This is a genomic window from Microcoleus sp. N9_B4, from assembly GCF_036701635.1.
Lineage (GTDB): Bacteria > Cyanobacteriota > Cyanobacteriia > Cyanobacteriales > Microcoleaceae > Microcoleus.
Genome location: NZ_JAUBRC010000003.1, coordinates 94,352 through 109,599 on the forward strand (window position 1 = coordinate 94,352; position 15,248 = coordinate 109,599).

Genomic DNA, 15,248 nt, shown 5'->3' on the forward strand with positions numbered 1-15,248 from the left:
TTTTGTAGCAGGGACACAACAATGTTGTGTCCCTGCTGTTTTTCTCGCGTTGTGTCCCTAATGTTTTGCTAAACTCCCACCTCGGACAATAGAGATTGCATTGTTTCCCAAGATAACCCCTGCTGAAGATAGCGGGGGTTATTTGGATTGTAGGGGCTCTCCAGGCGATCGACACTGACAATTTTTGCTTCCTCCGGCAACACAGGAACCTCTGGATCGAAAGCAGTCGATCGCGTCAGGGAGCTAGAAAAGCCTTTAAAAATAGCAATTTCATCGAATTCGCCGTCAATTTGGGCCTTGACGATTAAAACTTCGTGCGATCGTTTTACCGTGTATTGTTCCAAGCGACGAGCAATAGAGTCAGCCATAGCAAATCTCACTTTCCTGAAATCTGCTATAATATAGCTGAATTTTGCAGCTAATTTCAGGGACAGCCAGCTAAAATTTTATTTTTAATTCGAGCTTTTTTAACCGCAGGAAGTAAGCGGACATAATATAAATCCTGTAAAAAACATCTGGAAGATTTTCTGACTGCAAAACCTACTTGTCCGATATTTTATGAGCCACATCAAGACTAGATGCCAATTATCGTTTTTTAGTCAAAATACTATTAAACGGCGTGTTGCTTGGGGATATACGCTGCTATTCACGCTCGTTTTTTGCTTGAGTTTAGCTGTGGCAAGTTGCAAATCACAACTAATAAATAACTCTACAGCAAAAACCAAAAATGCACCCTCAAACTTAACAAGAGTTGTAAGAATCGGGCATCAGCGTTTCGGAGCGCTGTTTTATCTCAAAGCTAAAGGCTCTTTGGAAACCCGTTTAGCAGAAATTGGGTGGTCTGTAGAATGGACGGAATTTGCTGCAGGGCCGCCAATTTTAGAAGCAATAGGAAAAGGAAAAATCGATCTGGGTTATGCAGGAGTTGCGCCGCCAATTTTTGCCCAATCAGACGGCGTACCTTTTGTTTATATTGCTAATGATTCAGCTTTACCTGGAAGCATTGGCATCATAGTTCCTCAAGATTCTCCAATTCGGACTCTAGCGGATCTCAAAGGCAAGAAAATAGCTGCAACTCGAAAAACAGCAGGTTACTATTTGTTAATTCGGGCGTTAACTCAAGGTCGTTTGGAGTTAAAAGATGTCCAATTCGTCGATTTGCCGCCGCCAAAAGCTCAGGAAGCATTTGTGAGAGGCGAGGTTGATGCTTGGGCGATTTGGCAGCCGTTTCTAGCTCAGTTACAGGAAACTATGCCTGTTCATTTCTTGACTAACAGCGACGGGCTGATGAATGACAGAAACTTTTATTTGGCAAGTCGCTCGTTTGCTAGCGACTTTCCGGATATTGTTAAAATAGTGATGGGAGAAACGCGACAGATGGCTACTTGGATCACTAAAAATCCCCAGCAAGCAGCGGATTTTATCAGCAATCGAAGGGGAATGAAAATAACCACAGCTATCATGTTAACGAAAAGCCGCCGCTACGATTTGCTGCCAATTCAGGACAGGGCAGTTGAAGAACAGCAGCGGATTGCTGAAATTTTCTTTCGGTTGGGGCTGCTTCCCGATCGCATTTGGATTGAAGATGTTATCTGGAAACAAAAATTAGATTTATAAAACCAGAACTTAGGTAAAGGTAACGATAAATCAACGGTTGCAATTCCGCAACTATGAAAAATGTGCAATTTAGTGTATCCTATAAAGTGAGTTAAAACTGTTAACTGGCAGAATCAAATGTCATCAATTGCCAATCAATTGCGTTATGGTTTTGTCTCGATTGTTGTGGCAAGCGTATTGATGGCGGGAAGTACCTTAGCTTACCTCAGCTTTCGGGGACAAATAGAACAGACAAAACAGCTTCAGTACGAACGATCGCAAGCTGCTGCTGTCCAAATTAGCGCTTATCTAGATAACTTGCAGCGCCAACTCAATTATTTGTCAGAATTGCGGGGTTTAACAGAATTTAATGCGGAAACTCAGCGCAGCATTCTCGAAGGATTGGTTAACAGCAACAGCGCCTACGAAGTGGTCGGAATTTTCAACAGTAAAGGTCAAATCCTACAGGCGATGTCGCCTTACGAACCATTCTCTCTCTATAGCTTGAATTTAGCAGGTATTTCAGGAGATGCACCTATATTTTGGGAGACTTTTGGGCAGGCTCAAAATTATGTTAGTCCCGTAGATGTCGATCTGAAAACAGCGGTTAATGTTGTTAATTTAGCAGTGCCTGTTCGCAACAGTAAAAATCAAATTACTGGAGTATTGTTTGCCAGAGTTAGTCTCAATTTTTTAACTCAAATTGCCGCCAGATCGCAAGTGGGAAAAACTGGTTACACCTACGTTCTCGACCATCGCTCGGTGCTGATTTCGGAAACCGGAAGCAAGATTAATCCATATTTACTGCAAGATTTGAGAGGGCGATCGTTTGTGCGAGAGTTATCCAAATTAGCTTTAGCTTCGGGGATTCAATCTCCGATCGTGTATCGAGGCTTGCGCGGGGAAGAAGTAATGGGTACGGGTGCGATCGTGCGGAGGGTGCAGTGGATGGTGGTTGTAGAGCTACCTACGGCGGAAGCTTACGCTCCGGTGCGATCGCTCCTATACGTCATGGGTGCAGTTACCCTCGCCAGCGCCCTCGTCGCCGTGGGCTTGGGAGTGGCTTTTGCTCGATCGATTACAAATCCTTTGAAATCCCTAACATCTGCAGCTACTAAAATGAGTAGCGGAATGTTTGAAAATCGGGTAAATATTGCAGCATCTAACGAACTCGGAAAATTAGCTAATGCTTTCAACAGCATGGCCAGTCAATTAGAAGTATCTTTCACAAAATTAGAGGATCAAAATGCCCAATTGCAGCGACTTGACAAACTCAAAGACGAATTTTTAGCCAACACTTCTCACGAACTCCGCACCCCGCTTAACGGCATTATAGGTTTAACTGAATCTTTGATCGACGGTGCTACAGGACAATTGCCAGAATCGACTATTTCCAATCTGGAAATTATTGCATCTAGCGGCAGAAGACTGTCCAATCTCATCAACGACATTCTCGATTTCTCGAAGCTGAGACACAAAAATATTGAACTGCAAATCAAGCCGATCGGCATCCGAGAAATTGTCGATATCGTGGTGACTCTTTCTCAACCTCTAATCGGTACAAAAAACTTGCAGTTGATTAATTCAGTCACTCCCGACATTCCCCTCGTGGATGCCGATGAAAATCGGGTGCAACAAATTCTTTATAACTTAATCGGAAATGCGATTAAATTTACCGAAAGCGGCCGAGTTGAAATTTCCGCGAATGCGCTCGGCTTGGATTCGCCGCCTTTGACAGACAAAGAAAGTTCAGTAACCAGCCAGCTTCAATCTTTAATTGTTAGGTCAAAACTGCAAATTACGGTATTCGATAGTGGTATTGGCATTGCTGAAGATAAATTAGAACGAATTTTTAAATCTTTTGAACAAGCAGACGGTTCCACTGCTAGAGAATATGGAGGAACAGGGTTAGGTTTGGCAGTTACAAAGCAGTTGGTCGAACTGCACGGCGGCGAAATACAGGTATCTTCAAAACTAGGTATTGGTTCGCAGTTTACCTTTAGTTTGCCAATCTCTCAAAATCAGTACATTGAGCGCAAGCATCTGCCAGCAACGGTTCGGTCGTCTTTAGTTTCAAGAACCAACGATCGCCAGTTAATAACTAATGCAACTGCCGCACCAAGTTTTAATAATCACAGTTTGAGCGACGATCTAGAATGCCAAGAAAACAGTCTGGTGAAAATCTTGATTGTAGATGACGAACCTGTGAATATTCAGGTACTGGCTAACAATTTACTTCTCGAAAAATATGCGATCGCCAAAGCTAGCAGCGGTAAAGAAGCTTTAGCCCTTCTAGAAAGAGGCTACAAGCCCGATCTAATCTTGCTAGATCTCATGATGCCGCGGATGACAGGTTACGAAGTTTGCGAGAAAATCCGGGAGAAATTCACGGCTATAGAAGTGCCAATTGTGATGCTAACCGCCAAAAATCAAGTATCTGACTTAGTGCAAGGTTTCGATGCAGGAGCCAATGATTTTTTAACTAAACCGTTTGTCAAAAATGAATTGCTAGCCAGAATCAAAACTCACATCCGTCTGGCAAAAATCAATGCAGCTTACGGTAGATTTGTCCCCCACGACTTTCTGCGATTTTTGGGACACGAAAGTATTGTTGATGTCCGACTAGGCGATCAAATTCAGAAAGAAATGACAGTTTTATTTTCGGACATTCGCTCCTTTACGACTATCTCAGAAGCGATGACTCCCCAAGAAAACTTTAATTTTATCAACAGCTACCTCAGCCGAGTGAGTCCGGTAATTCGCGCTCACCAAGGTTTCATCGATAAATATATTGGTGATGCGATTATGGCACTATTTCCTGAGTCGGCAGATGATGCTGTTCGCGCGGCGGTGGAAATGCAAAAACAAGTTATTATTTACAACCAGCACCGACAACGGAGCAATTATGCACCGATTACGATCGGCATCGGTTTGCACGCGGGAACTTTAATGTTGGGTACGATTGGCGAGCAAAAACGGATGGAAAGTACGGTGATTGCTGATGCGGTAAATCTCGCGTCTCGTTTGGAAGGACTGACTAAGGTTTACGGATCGGGAATCCTAGTTACTGAATCAATTTTAGAGCGTTTGGGCGATCGAGAAAAATATATGTGTCGATTTGTCGATCGAGTCACAGTAAAAGGAAAAAAAAACGTCGTGTCAGTGTTTGAGATTTATGATGCAGAAACAGAACAAAGCATTAAACTCAAACAGGAAACTGCTGCTGCATTTGAAAAAGGTCTGGAGCTTTATTTCGAGCAAAATTTTAGTAAGTCGCAAAAAATATTCAAGAAGATTTGCGAAACAAATCCTCAAGATAAGTTAGCCGCAACCTACTACCAACGTTCTCTGAAGAATAGAATGTATGGAGTGTCAGAAGGATGGTCGGGAATAGAAGCTTTGGATGAAAAGTAGTAAAAGTAACATCAAGCTGACGGCAGAAAATTTTATGTATTGATCCGGTTTTTTTACCTAATCTCAGTCATAATATATTCAGACCAAAGCATGGGAACCCAAAATTGGGAGTTTTCCTGAGAGATTTGCCGTCGATCGCGCTGGTTTGACTTCTTCCTCGCATATATTGCGGAAATCTCTGCGAAAAAGAAACCCGATTTCTCGGAAAAATCTTAAGTTTGACAGCGATTCAGGAAGAAACCGAGAATCAAACTTTGCTTGTGCAAGTTTTGTTCAACTACAAAATGGTTTACAATACTTAGCAGCGAGCGGTGCAGCTTCGTTCGCCCGTATCAACTGTGTCTTTCAAGCTAAATTAATGTTATGTCCACTCTTTCTCTCAAGCACTTAGTGGCAAAACTTTCAAGAAAAGCAACGCTGCAAACCGTACTCATAGTTCCGTTTGTCTTGCAAGTATTTGCAGCGGTGGGTATTGTGGGATATTTATCATTTAGGAACTCTCAAAGAGCAGTGAATGACCTTGCGGCTCAATTGATGGGAGAGGTGAGCAATCGCATCGAGCAAAATTTGAGAACTTATCTGCAAACTCCGCACCAAATCAATCAAAGCAAGCTGGATGCGGTGAAACTGGGTTTTGTGAACATGAAAGACTTGTCAGCTTGGGAAAAGTATCTGTGGCGGCAAGTGCAATTATATCCTTATATCAATTTTACGTCGATCGCTAATCAAGATGGAGAATATCGCACTGGCGAAAAGATGTCTAATGGCACTTTATTGATTAACGCATCGGGCCCGTCTACAAATTTTGATTTTTATTCTTACAATACTAATGATACAGGCGATCGCACTACAGTAGCAGCCACCGTCAAAAACTTCGACATCCGACAGCACCCTTCCTACACCTATGCGGCTCTAGAAGCCAAACCAACTTGGAGTTCAGTTTATGTATCCTTCCTAGAACCCACCTTAATCCTCAGCGCGCTGCAACCAGTTTACAACAGCCAGAAACAGCTAGAAGGAGTATTAATTGCTGCTTTGCGTCTCGACAGTATCGGTCAATTTTTAAACAGCCTCAAAATAGGCAAATCCGGTCAAACTTTTATTATCGAAAGAAACGGCACGCTGCTGGCAACTTCCACAGCAGAGAAACCTTTCCGCACCCAAAACGGTAAAAAAGAACTGTTTAAAGTTACAGAAAGCAGCGATGCAGTAACGAAAACTACAGCTAAATATTTAGAAAGTCACTTTCAAAAATTGCAGCAAATTAGCAAATCGCAGCAAATAAATGTTGAGATAAACGGCCAGAATAAATTTTTAAAAGTCCTGCCATTCCAAGACGGCAAAAGTTTAGATTGGCTGATAGTCGTCGTCGTTCCCGAAGCCGACTTTATGGAACAAATTCATGCGGGCAACCGAACTACAGTGTTGCTATGTCTGGCAGCTTTGGGCATGGCAAGTGTGTTAGGACTTCTCACTTCTCGCTGGATTATCAAACCTCTTATAAAATTAAAAAATGCAGCAATAGCTTTATCTGAAGGACAATTTGACCAAACTGTAAAGCTCGATCGATCCGACGAGTTGGGCGTACTTGCCACTGCCTTTAACAGCATGGCAGCACAACTGCAAGCATCATTTACTGCGTTAGAAACTAAAAATATCGAATTGCAGCGACTCGACCAACTGAAAGACGAATTCTTAGCCAATACTTCCCACGAACTCCGCACTCCCCTCAACGGTATTATTGGGATTGCAGAATCTTTAATAGACGGTGCTACCGGACAACTGCCAGAATCAACCAATTTTAACTTAGCTTTGATTTCATCATCGGGGAAAAGATTGTCTTCTTTAATTAACGATCTTCTAGATTTTTCTCAGCTAAAACACAAAACTATAGAACTGCAAATTAAGTCCGTCGGTATTCGAGAAATAGTCTCGGTAATTCTCACTTTGTCTCAGCCATTAGTAGGCAAAAAAAACTTGCAGTTGATTAACTCAGTCGCTCCTGAATTGCCACCAATAGCAGCCGACGAGAATCGCTTGCAGCAAATACTTTACAACTTAATCGGCAATGCGATTAAGTTTACCGAAAGTGGCCGAGTTGAAATTTCCGCAGAATTGGTAACGGGCAACGCACAATCACCGTCTAATTCCCAATTAGCCATTACTGTATCTGATACTGGCATTGGCATCCCCGAAGATAAATTAGACCGAATTTTTGAATCCTTTGAACAAGCTGACGGTTCTACTGCTAGAGAATATGGTGGCACTGGTTTAGGGTTAACGGTTGCCAAGCAATTAGTTGAATTGCACGGAGGGAAAATTGGGGTATCTTCAACTGTAGGCGTGGGTTCCCAATTCATCTTTACTTTGCCCGTATCTGAGAGTCAGCCGGAATTTAGCAGCATACAGCCGCGTTTAACCGAGGGTTCTCCCATTTTAATCACTCCTGAATTCGCGGGCAAATCCTCTACAATAAATTCTCAGCTATCAGAAAATAGCGACTTGCTAGAAAGTGAAAAACTCAAAGTTTTGGTAGTCGATGATGAACCCATTAATATTCAGGTCATTATCAACAGTCTTTCTCTAGCAAACTACGAGATTACTCAAGCGAGCAACGGCTTAGAAGCTGTAAATCTGATTGAATCAGGATTTAAGCCGGACTTAATTTTACTCGACGTAATGATGCCGCAGATGACTGGTTATGAAGTGTGTCGAGAAGTTCGCAAAAAATACTCGCCTTTAGAAATGCCGATTCTGATGCTGACGGCTAAAAATCAAACTACTGACTTGGTAGAAGCTTTTAACTTAGAAGCAAATGATTATGTAACTAAACCTTTTATCAAAAAGGAATTGTTGGCGAGAATTAACACGCAAATTCGCCTAGCCAAACTGAATGCAGCCTACGGCAGGTTTGTGCCGCACGATTTTCTAAACTTGCTGGAAAAGCCGAGTATTATTGAAGTAAAATTAGGCGAACATCAGGAAAAAAATATGACAGTGCTGTTTGCTGATATTCGCTCGTTTACGGCGCTTTCCGAAAATATGACACCGCCTGAAAATTTTGCATTTATTAACACTTACTTGGGAAGGGTTAGCCCTGCAATCAGGAAAAATAACGGGTTTATTGACAAATACATTGGGGATGCAGTCATGGCACTGTTTCCTACATCTCCATCTGATGGCGTGCGAGCAGCAATTGATATGCAAAAAGAAGTGAATATCTACAACCAGCAGCGAGAAAAAAATGGTTTGTGTCCGATCGCGATCGGCGTCGGTTTGCACGTGGGCAATTTGATGTTGGGTACAATTGGCGAGCGAGAACGGATGGAAAGTACGGTGATTGCTGATGCGGTGAATCTCGCGTCTCGTTTGGAAGGATTGACTAAGGTTTACGGCGCGGGCATTCTAGTTAGCGGTGCAATTATCGATCGCCTCGACGATCCAGAAAAATATAAGTACAGATTTGTCGATCGAGTAACGGTGAAAGGAAAGACAAATGCTGTGTCGGTGTTTGAAATTTACGAGACAGAAACAGAGCAGAGCATTGTACTTAAGCAGCAAACTGCGGAGATTTTTCAAGAAGCTCTCAATTTTTACTATGAGCAAAAATTTGTTGCCGCCCAAAAAGTTTTTCAGAATATTTTACAAATCAATCCTGACGATCGGGTAGCCATGCTGTATTTCAAACGAGCTCGCAAGTATCGAATGTACGGAGTCCCGGAGGGGTGGTCTGGCGTGGAAACTTCTACGGAGAAATAGGGCGTACACTGCACGCCCTACTCTCTTTAACATATGGTTGTACAAACTTTAAAATATAGTTGTACAAACGCCCAATTTATTCCAAGTTTTAGGGCCGACGATGCCATCAGCAACGATTTGTTGTTGCTTTTGAAAATTGATGACTGCTTGTTCGGTTTTGGGGCCGAATCCTCCATCAGTATTTAGAGAAAATCCGCTGGCGTTCAAGAGTCGCTGAAGGTAGCGAACGTCCTCATTTTGGGTGACGCCATCGTTGCGTTTGAGTAGGGGAAAATAACGACAGGAAGGTAATTCCAGGTGAATTGCGTTTGTGGTTTGCATGGTTTGATTCTCCATTGGTTGTTTGCAAGTTGTTTAAAAGCAGGGAAGCGAGGAAAAAATGTTAATTAATAGTCCTGGATGCACTTTTGACGGGCATAAACAAGGTTTCGGCTTCGCTCAACCACCAGATTTTTTAGCGTTTCTGGGGGAGTAAAAGAAGTATTGCTGTGAAAAAACCCAGTTTCTTGCTACCTGTGCGCCTAGGATTAGTTAACTTGGATTTAACATCCGGGTTCACCTGTATAACAAGCGCCTAATAGACTCCAAGTTTGAGGGCCGACAATGCCATCAACAGCAATCTTATTTTCCTTTTGAAATTTGATGACTGCTTGTTCGGTTTTTGGGCCGAAGAATCCATCAGTTGCGACGGGATATCCCTTTTTAACTAAGGATTGTTGGAGATAGCGCACGTTTTGATTGGCAGTGGTACTATTATTTCGTTGCAGTGTGGGCAGTGAAGAGCAAAGAGGCAATTGGGTGTAAATTGAATTTGTGGTTTGCATGGTTTGATTGGGGATTAGTGGTTTGCAAGTCGTTTGAACTTGCTATTCCCCAGTTGTAGCTGTGGGGGGAAGTGCTTTAACAGTCGCTTTTTATAGTGACGCTTATCTGGGGTAGCTCAGATGAGTGACAGCCAGCTAGAAAATCCGTTTTGTACAAAGTAATTGTCAAAGGCAAACAGCAGCGAATTTCCATTGTTTATCAACTTTTAGCATCTTTGCCACCAACCCCACACCATAAGTAAGGCGGCGCGAAAAAACGCCCCTATGTAAACAAGGGCAAAGTCCCCAAAGGCTCTCTACAGGCTGACTTAAACCTGTTTACATAGTGTTACATTATGCGGTTTAATCCCGTCTACCTACTTACCTGTACGGCTGTTAGTGCCGGGATGGATAGGCAGATTGACGTAGGTTGGCGAGGCAATCAATCCTGTCACAGTGTAATCGCTCCACTGTTGTATAAGCTGAGTAAGGGTATTTTCTATAGAGGAGGAAGAAATACTGTGTTTAAAGCTAGTTAACCATTTGAGCGAAAAGGGCGATCGGGAAAATTGCTCTGGGGTTGGGACTTTAACTTAGAAGTGATATCGTAGTATCGGTAGATAGTAGATTTTCGGCTGTCAAACAACTTGAGAATTGAATCAATGACAATTTCTGTAACTATCGGGTTAAAGTCGGAAATAAAGTCGTCGGCGTTTAGATTTGCTCTAAAAAATTCCTTAGCTCGATCGCACTGATAGCGCATTTCGCCAAAGCCAACAATTTTTACGACAAACGTTGTCAGTGGCGAGTTCTCCAAATCGGTTTTAGAAGTGCTTTTAGCCCGCCCATTTTCTAATAAATTTAATACTTCCGCTTCTAAACCAATTTTAGGTTGATAAGGTTTTTCTATTTCTGGAAAAAAGCTTTCTAGGCGCACGCAGTTAACAGATTGATCCGGAATTCCGCCCATCATCATCGCCAGAGAAACATCGATGCCCAAACCCGAAGAAAGAGCTTCTAGCAGGGCGAGAGCAGACAGTTTGCACCCCAAATAAAGCTTCGCAATTTCGAGATTGTACTTAGCAGTAGTTTCCCAGCGCTGATAGGTGCGATCGTCTGGATATCCCTCAAACTGCCGGAAAATTATCTCTGGCTTCAGATAATTCAGAAAACCTTCCATCTTCAGCAAAGCAACTCGGTAGTCGCGAACCGTGTAAAAACCCCAGTAGATGAGATTGTGATTGGTTTCCGGCAGTAAATTCCAGGTATTTGCCAAAAAATGGGCTGAACTATGGTGAGCAAAACTCATCACATCCCGGTTAGAGATTCGCACAGATTTTTTCACCGTTTCCCGCATTTCCTCGTCAGTCAAACTGAGGTTAAACAGGCTATTTATTGCTTGCAAGCGGTCATAAAGGCGCTGGCTTACCGTTACTCCTGCATCGGCGGCGCGAAACGGAATTGTTGCTTCAATGCAGCCTGCAATTTGAAGCAATTGCTCGCGTTTGAGAAATGGTTCTAGAGCTTTTGCTGCTACCACAGCGCTGAGAAATTCGTTTTGTCCGGCGAAAGGATTGAGGACTTCGCCCGGTACAAAATTGAATACCAGCATTACCATCTCGAAGGTAGCATCCGCAGACAGTTCAGATTTATCCCGAATTTGTAGTTGTTTGTTAACCTCTTTTGCAACAGGAGTGATGTAGTAGCTGACGTTAAAGTTAATGCTGCGATCGACTTGCACGTAGACGGTATCGTGAAATAAAGCTGCCAAAACCTCGATCGCGTCTTCATCTCCCCCCACATCAAAAATATGTTCGGGAGTGTGAAAAAACCGCCAGGGCCCCATCATCGGCTGAACAATCAGTTCGGCAATCCGAGCGAGTTCACTTGGTTCGACTTTTGCTTCCAGGCGATCGATCGCCCAAATCAGCCTTTCTAAGCACTGTAAGTAGGCTTGTTTGCTATCCATCACAGTCTTTCCCAATAACATTGCTGTCAGTCGATTTTAGATTTTAGATTTTAGATTTTCTCGACAGATGAATCTGGAAGCTGGAACCTTAGTCTAAAATTTTTAGATCTCCACGACTGGAGTACGTCGCACGGTATCCGTTTTTGGGCGGCGGCACGTCAGCTACTCTGCTGTTAGTTCAATTCTTTGGTATATGCGCCCCGGTTTTTTTTCTGGGGATTTTTGAGTATTTTCTGGAAGACTTTAGCTGCTATTGAGGAGGAAAATACTAACTTAAACCAAACTTAATTTCCGGTAGCTGACCTCCCCTGTTTTCCTAGTCTAATAAGCACAAAGTATGACAAGTAAATTACATAAATTGCTAAACCTATCAGACCCAACAATCCCAAAAATTGAGGGGTTGCCGTAGGGTGAAACATTTGTTTGTAGAGCCAAGGTGGGTCTAACCAAATGCGGCAAAAAGGTTCGTCAATTACCTCAATTTGCGATTTAAAAGCACAGCTTAAGAAGGGAAGTTGAGCTAGAGCGCCCAAACCGCTGTAAACAGTAATCGCCCACCGCCAAGCTGTAAAAGCCAGTTTCAGGGGCGACTGCGGTCGATCGGCAATTTCTTCGTTTAAATCCTCCCAAAACCACAGACTAGCAGGAATTAAGGCCCTCCCAATCACCGACGATACAAAGCTCACAGGCAGCGCAGCCATCATCAGGTAAAGTGTAATTGCCAGCAAACTCGCCACCCGCCAATAAATAATCGACAAACGGACGATCGCCTCAGCTTTTGCCACAACAGCCCAAATCAGCACTACCAGCGGGATCGAAATTGTTAATAACACAGACAACCGATAATCCATCCAGACTAGCGGTTGAAACCAAGGCCCGGTGGCTGCCAATAAAAGACTCAACATCTTTGGGAAAATATACTCACTTATTTGTCACAAATTTTACTACAAAAATGCTAAAAAATCAGCAACCAGAACACGGTCTTAATGTTTTAGTTACTGCTACCTTTTCTAAGGTACTGGGCGCGCTTTGAAGGGTACTTGAGACACGATAGACGGCAATACGCTTGAGTTAAAACTGTTTATTCTTGAGATATCTCCTTCCCATCCTCGCCTCCCTTGGGGGATGCAAGAGCAAATTATTGTCCTGCTTGGTGGGCGAGGGGGAAGCTGGCGGATTTGAACCGTATTGGGATAGAGGGCAAATCTCGCCATTATTTCAAGGCTCAACCCCTAAAATAAAATTCTCCCGCGCCAAAAGTTAGATTTCGGCGCGGGAGGGAAGGCATAGAGCTAAATGGCTCGTTTATTCCTCGTAGATGCGGCACTCAGCAGCGTCAGGATTGTCGTCGCAAAATTTTTCAAAGGAATTCTTAGGTTTGACTTGCTTTTGGTGGGAAGCTTCTGCTTGCAGTTCTTCAACTGCATCCCACGCCGCCGCGCATTCGCCGGAAGCCGCGCCCTTGAGGTCACAGACGGTACGAGCGCTTTCTAGTTCTTCTTCAATTTTCTCTTGGATGTTGCCTGCGGGTGTTGTTGTCATAAAGCTTGTTGGTATGAATGTGTAGGAGAATATGGTTGTCCCCGACCTATTTCTAGGTAATGTTAGCACGCGCCTTTGTTTAGTGAGCTTGTTGGGCTAACGGCACATCCTTACCCAAATAAAAATGTTTAACCGTTAACGACAGAGCAAGGGACTAGCTAAGCAGCCACTTGGTGTCATAACTCAAAAAACGTAGACTTCTAAAGTATACGGCTGGTCAACTGTGGTTTAAGTCTTAGGCTCGAAGCGAGCGTGTCTTTAGACCTGGGTCGTTGACCTTATTAAGTAAGAAAGGTTTTCTTTTGGGATGTTAGTTTGGGTTGGATTTGCTGTTTCGGTCTGGCGACCCCAGCTAATAATAGCTTGAGATGCGCTGCTGTTGCAGCAGCCCAGAGAGAAACCATCCATAACTGCGATCGCAGCAGCCGTCTCTACTTCCTGCTTTACTAGCCCGTAGGCGGGTTCTAGTACACAGGCATCAATGTAGGTCGAGCTGACCTTACTTTTGATGAAAACATTACACGAGGTTGGTGTGCCAAACTGTATTGAGCTTTATCTTTTAAGATTTAGCTGAACACGGCATTTAACACTTAAAAGATTAAGCAGACACTCATGTTAACTTATGTTAACACAAGAACGGCAATCGAGGGGGAATCGATCGCCCAAAAATAGCGTCCCCCCAGTGGCCAGTTCCGGTTAGCCTAATGTATAGAGATAGTTTTATAGAGAAATTTGCCTTATGTACACCCAAAACCAAATGCAATGGGTCAGCGCTTTATCAACCCGTCCCTCTTTGGAATCCGCCCTCAAAGAAGTTATAGAACAAGCCGATCGCGACCTAGAAGGCCCGGCTGATTTAGCGCTGATATTTATCTCGTCTGCCTTTGCCAGCGAGTATTCTCGGCTGATGCCTTTACTCCGAGAACTGCTACCAGTGCCCGCGATCCTGGGCTGTGGCGGGGGAGGAGTCATCGGCACGAACCGGGGCGGCCTCACCGAAGAAGTCGAGGGATCTCCCGCAGTCAGCCTCAGTCTGGCGCGCTTGCCGGGAGTGAATGTCAGAACTTTTCATGTCGGTTCAGAAGAACTGCCCGACTTAGACAGTCCCCCGGATACTTGGGTGGATCTCTTGGGCGTGCCGGCCCAGGAAGAACCGCAGTTCATCATCTTGGCTGACCCCTTTTCCGCAAAAATTAACGATTTGCTCCAAGGGCTAGATTATGCCTATCCGGGCGCGGCGAAGGTAGGGGGACTAGCCGGGGGGGACGGTGCGGGCAGGGGCGCGGCGCTGTTTTGCGACTATCAGCTTCACCGAGAAGGGACGGTTGGGGTAGCTTTGAGCGGCAATATAGTTTTGGAAACGATCGTCGCTCAAGGCTGCAGGCCGATCGGGCATCCTTATCGGGTGACGGAAGGAGATCGCAATATTTTGCTGAAACTCGAAGAACAAACCGATGATATCGGCAGCGGGGGCATCGAGCGATCGCCCTTAGAGGCTTTGCGAGAGTTAGTTCAAACTTTGAGCGAAGAAGACCGAGAATTAGCCCAGCACTCGTTATTTGTAGGCTTAGTCAGCGATGAATTCAAGCTGAAATTAGAGCCGGGAGATTTTTTAATCCGCAATCTGTTGGGAGTAGATCCGAAAGTGGGGGCAATTGCGATCGGCGATCGAGTCCGTCCCGGACAGCGCATCCAATTTCACCTGCGGGACGCGCGCACCTCTGCAGAAGACCTAGAAATGCTGCTCGATCGCTATCAGCGGGCCGCCGAGTACAGTGGTACATCCAGCGTCGGCGCCTTGATGTTCTCTTGTCTGGGGCGCGGTGAAGGGCTTTACGGCGAATCGAACTTTGACTCCCGACTTTTTGGCCGATACCTCAAAAACATCCCCCTGGGCGGCTTTTTCTGCAACGGCGAAATCGGCCCCGTCGGCGGCAGCACATTTCTGCACGGCTACACCTCCGTATTCGGGATTTGCCGCCAAAATTCATAATTTGTCAACTGTTGACTGATGAGTGATGACTGTTGACTGATGACTGATGAGTGATGACTGATGACTGATGACTGTTAACAATCTAAAATCTAAAATCTAAAATCTAAAATCGCCTGATGACCAATAAATAAAAGCGGCAGTCGCCTGCCGCTTTTAGCTGTAACTAGATGTC

10 protein-coding genes are annotated in these 15,248 nt (G+C 44.2%); 4 read left to right on the forward strand and 6 right to left on the reverse strand.

From position 1 onward, the window contains the following. Positions 1 to 68: 68 nt before the first annotated feature. Positions 69 to 368, reverse strand: a complete 300-nt coding sequence (locus QUA43_RS02760) for a DUF7734 family protein (protein WP_333370818.1) — start codon at positions 366 to 368, stop codon at positions 69 to 71. Between the two features lie 190 nt (positions 369 to 558). Between QUA43_RS02760 and QUA43_RS02765 the strand changes: the two genes are divergently transcribed. The 3 genes from QUA43_RS02765 (at position 559) to QUA43_RS02775 (ending at position 8,769) form a co-directional block, all read left to right on the forward strand. Beyond that, positions 559 to 1,617, forward strand: a complete 1,059-nt coding sequence (locus tag QUA43_RS02765) for an aliphatic sulfonate ABC transporter substrate-binding protein (protein ID WP_333370821.1) — start codon at positions 559 to 561, stop codon at positions 1,615 to 1,617. 117 nt (positions 1,618 to 1,734) lie between these two features. Continuing rightward, on the forward strand, positions 1,735 to 5,010 hold the full coding sequence (locus QUA43_RS02770; protein ID WP_333370823.1) for a response regulator: 3,276 nt from the start codon (positions 1,735 to 1,737) through the stop codon (positions 5,008 to 5,010). 363 nt (positions 5,011 to 5,373) lie between these two features. After that, entirely contained in the window at positions 5,374 to 8,769 is a 3,396-nt protein-coding gene (locus QUA43_RS02775; RefSeq protein ID WP_333370825.1) for an ATP-binding protein, read from the forward strand. Positions 8,770 to 8,817: 48 nt separating this feature from the next. On the opposite strand, the gene QUA43_RS02780 is transcribed toward QUA43_RS02775, so the two are convergent. The 5 genes from QUA43_RS02780 to QUA43_RS02800 form a co-directional block, all read right to left on the reverse strand. After that, on the reverse strand, positions 8,818 to 9,090 hold the full coding sequence (locus tag QUA43_RS02780) for a peptidoglycan-binding domain-containing protein (RefSeq protein WP_333370827.1): 273 nt from the start codon (positions 9,088 to 9,090) through the stop codon (positions 8,818 to 8,820). A 221-nt stretch (positions 9,091 to 9,311) separates the two neighbouring features. Further along, on the reverse strand, positions 9,312 to 9,593 hold the full coding sequence (locus QUA43_RS02785; RefSeq protein WP_333370828.1) for a peptidoglycan-binding domain-containing protein: 282 nt from the start codon (positions 9,591 to 9,593) through the stop codon (positions 9,312 to 9,314). A 514-nt stretch (positions 9,594 to 10,107) separates the two neighbouring features. Next, positions 10,108 to 11,562: a hypothetical protein gene (locus QUA43_RS02790; RefSeq protein ID WP_333370830.1), complete on the reverse strand. Its 1,455-nt coding sequence runs from the start codon at positions 11,560 to 11,562 to the stop codon at positions 10,108 to 10,110. 263 nt (positions 11,563 to 11,825) lie between these two features. Further along, complete coding sequence (locus tag QUA43_RS02795; RefSeq protein WP_333370832.1) at positions 11,826 to 12,446, reverse strand: DUF3177 family protein; 621 nt, start codon at positions 12,444 to 12,446, stop codon at positions 11,826 to 11,828. Between the two features lie 400 nt (positions 12,447 to 12,846). Next, positions 12,847 to 13,083 carry a Calvin cycle protein CP12 gene (locus QUA43_RS02800; RefSeq protein ID WP_333370834.1) on the reverse strand — a complete coding sequence of 79 codons (237 nt, stop codon included), beginning with the start codon at positions 13,081 to 13,083 and terminating at the stop codon, positions 12,847 to 12,849. Between the two features lie 739 nt (positions 13,084 to 13,822). Between QUA43_RS02800 and QUA43_RS02805 the strand changes: the two genes are divergently transcribed. Then, positions 13,823 to 15,076: an FIST N-terminal domain-containing protein gene (locus QUA43_RS02805; protein WP_333370836.1), complete on the forward strand. Its 1,254-nt coding sequence runs from the start codon at positions 13,823 to 13,825 to the stop codon at positions 15,074 to 15,076. Positions 15,077 to 15,248 lie beyond the last annotated feature (172 nt).

Bases quoted from the DNA above. Each gene is read 5' to 3' on its own strand.
- QUA43_RS02805 (WP_333370836.1), top strand. From the start codon at position 13,823: ATGTACACCCAAAACCAAATGCAATGGGTCAGCGCTTTATCAACCCGT.
- QUA43_RS02760 (WP_333370818.1), bottom strand. From the start codon at position 368: ATGGCTGACTCTATTGCTCGTCGCTTGGAACAATACACGGTAAAACGA.
- QUA43_RS02780 (WP_333370827.1), bottom strand. From the start codon at position 9,090: ATGCAAACCACAAACGCAATTCACCTGGAATTACCTTCCTGTCGTTAT.
- QUA43_RS02800 (WP_333370834.1), bottom strand. From the start codon at position 13,083: ATGACAACAACACCCGCAGGCAACATCCAAGAGAAAATTGAAGAAGAA.
- QUA43_RS02775 (WP_333370825.1), top strand. From the start codon at position 5,374: ATGTCCACTCTTTCTCTCAAGCACTTAGTGGCAAAACTTTCAAGAAAA.
- QUA43_RS02770 (WP_333370823.1), top strand. From the start codon at position 1,735: ATGTCATCAATTGCCAATCAATTGCGTTATGGTTTTGTCTCGATTGTT.
- QUA43_RS02785 (WP_333370828.1), bottom strand. From the start codon at position 9,593: ATGCAAACCACAAATTCAATTTACACCCAATTGCCTCTTTGCTCTTCA.
- QUA43_RS02795 (WP_333370832.1), bottom strand. From the start codon at position 12,446: ATGTTGAGTCTTTTATTGGCAGCCACCGGGCCTTGGTTTCAACCGCTA.
- QUA43_RS02790 (WP_333370830.1), bottom strand. From the start codon at position 11,562: ATGTTATTGGGAAAGACTGTGATGGATAGCAAACAAGCCTACTTACAG.
- QUA43_RS02765 (WP_333370821.1), top strand. From the start codon at position 559: ATGAGCCACATCAAGACTAGATGCCAATTATCGTTTTTTAGTCAAAAT.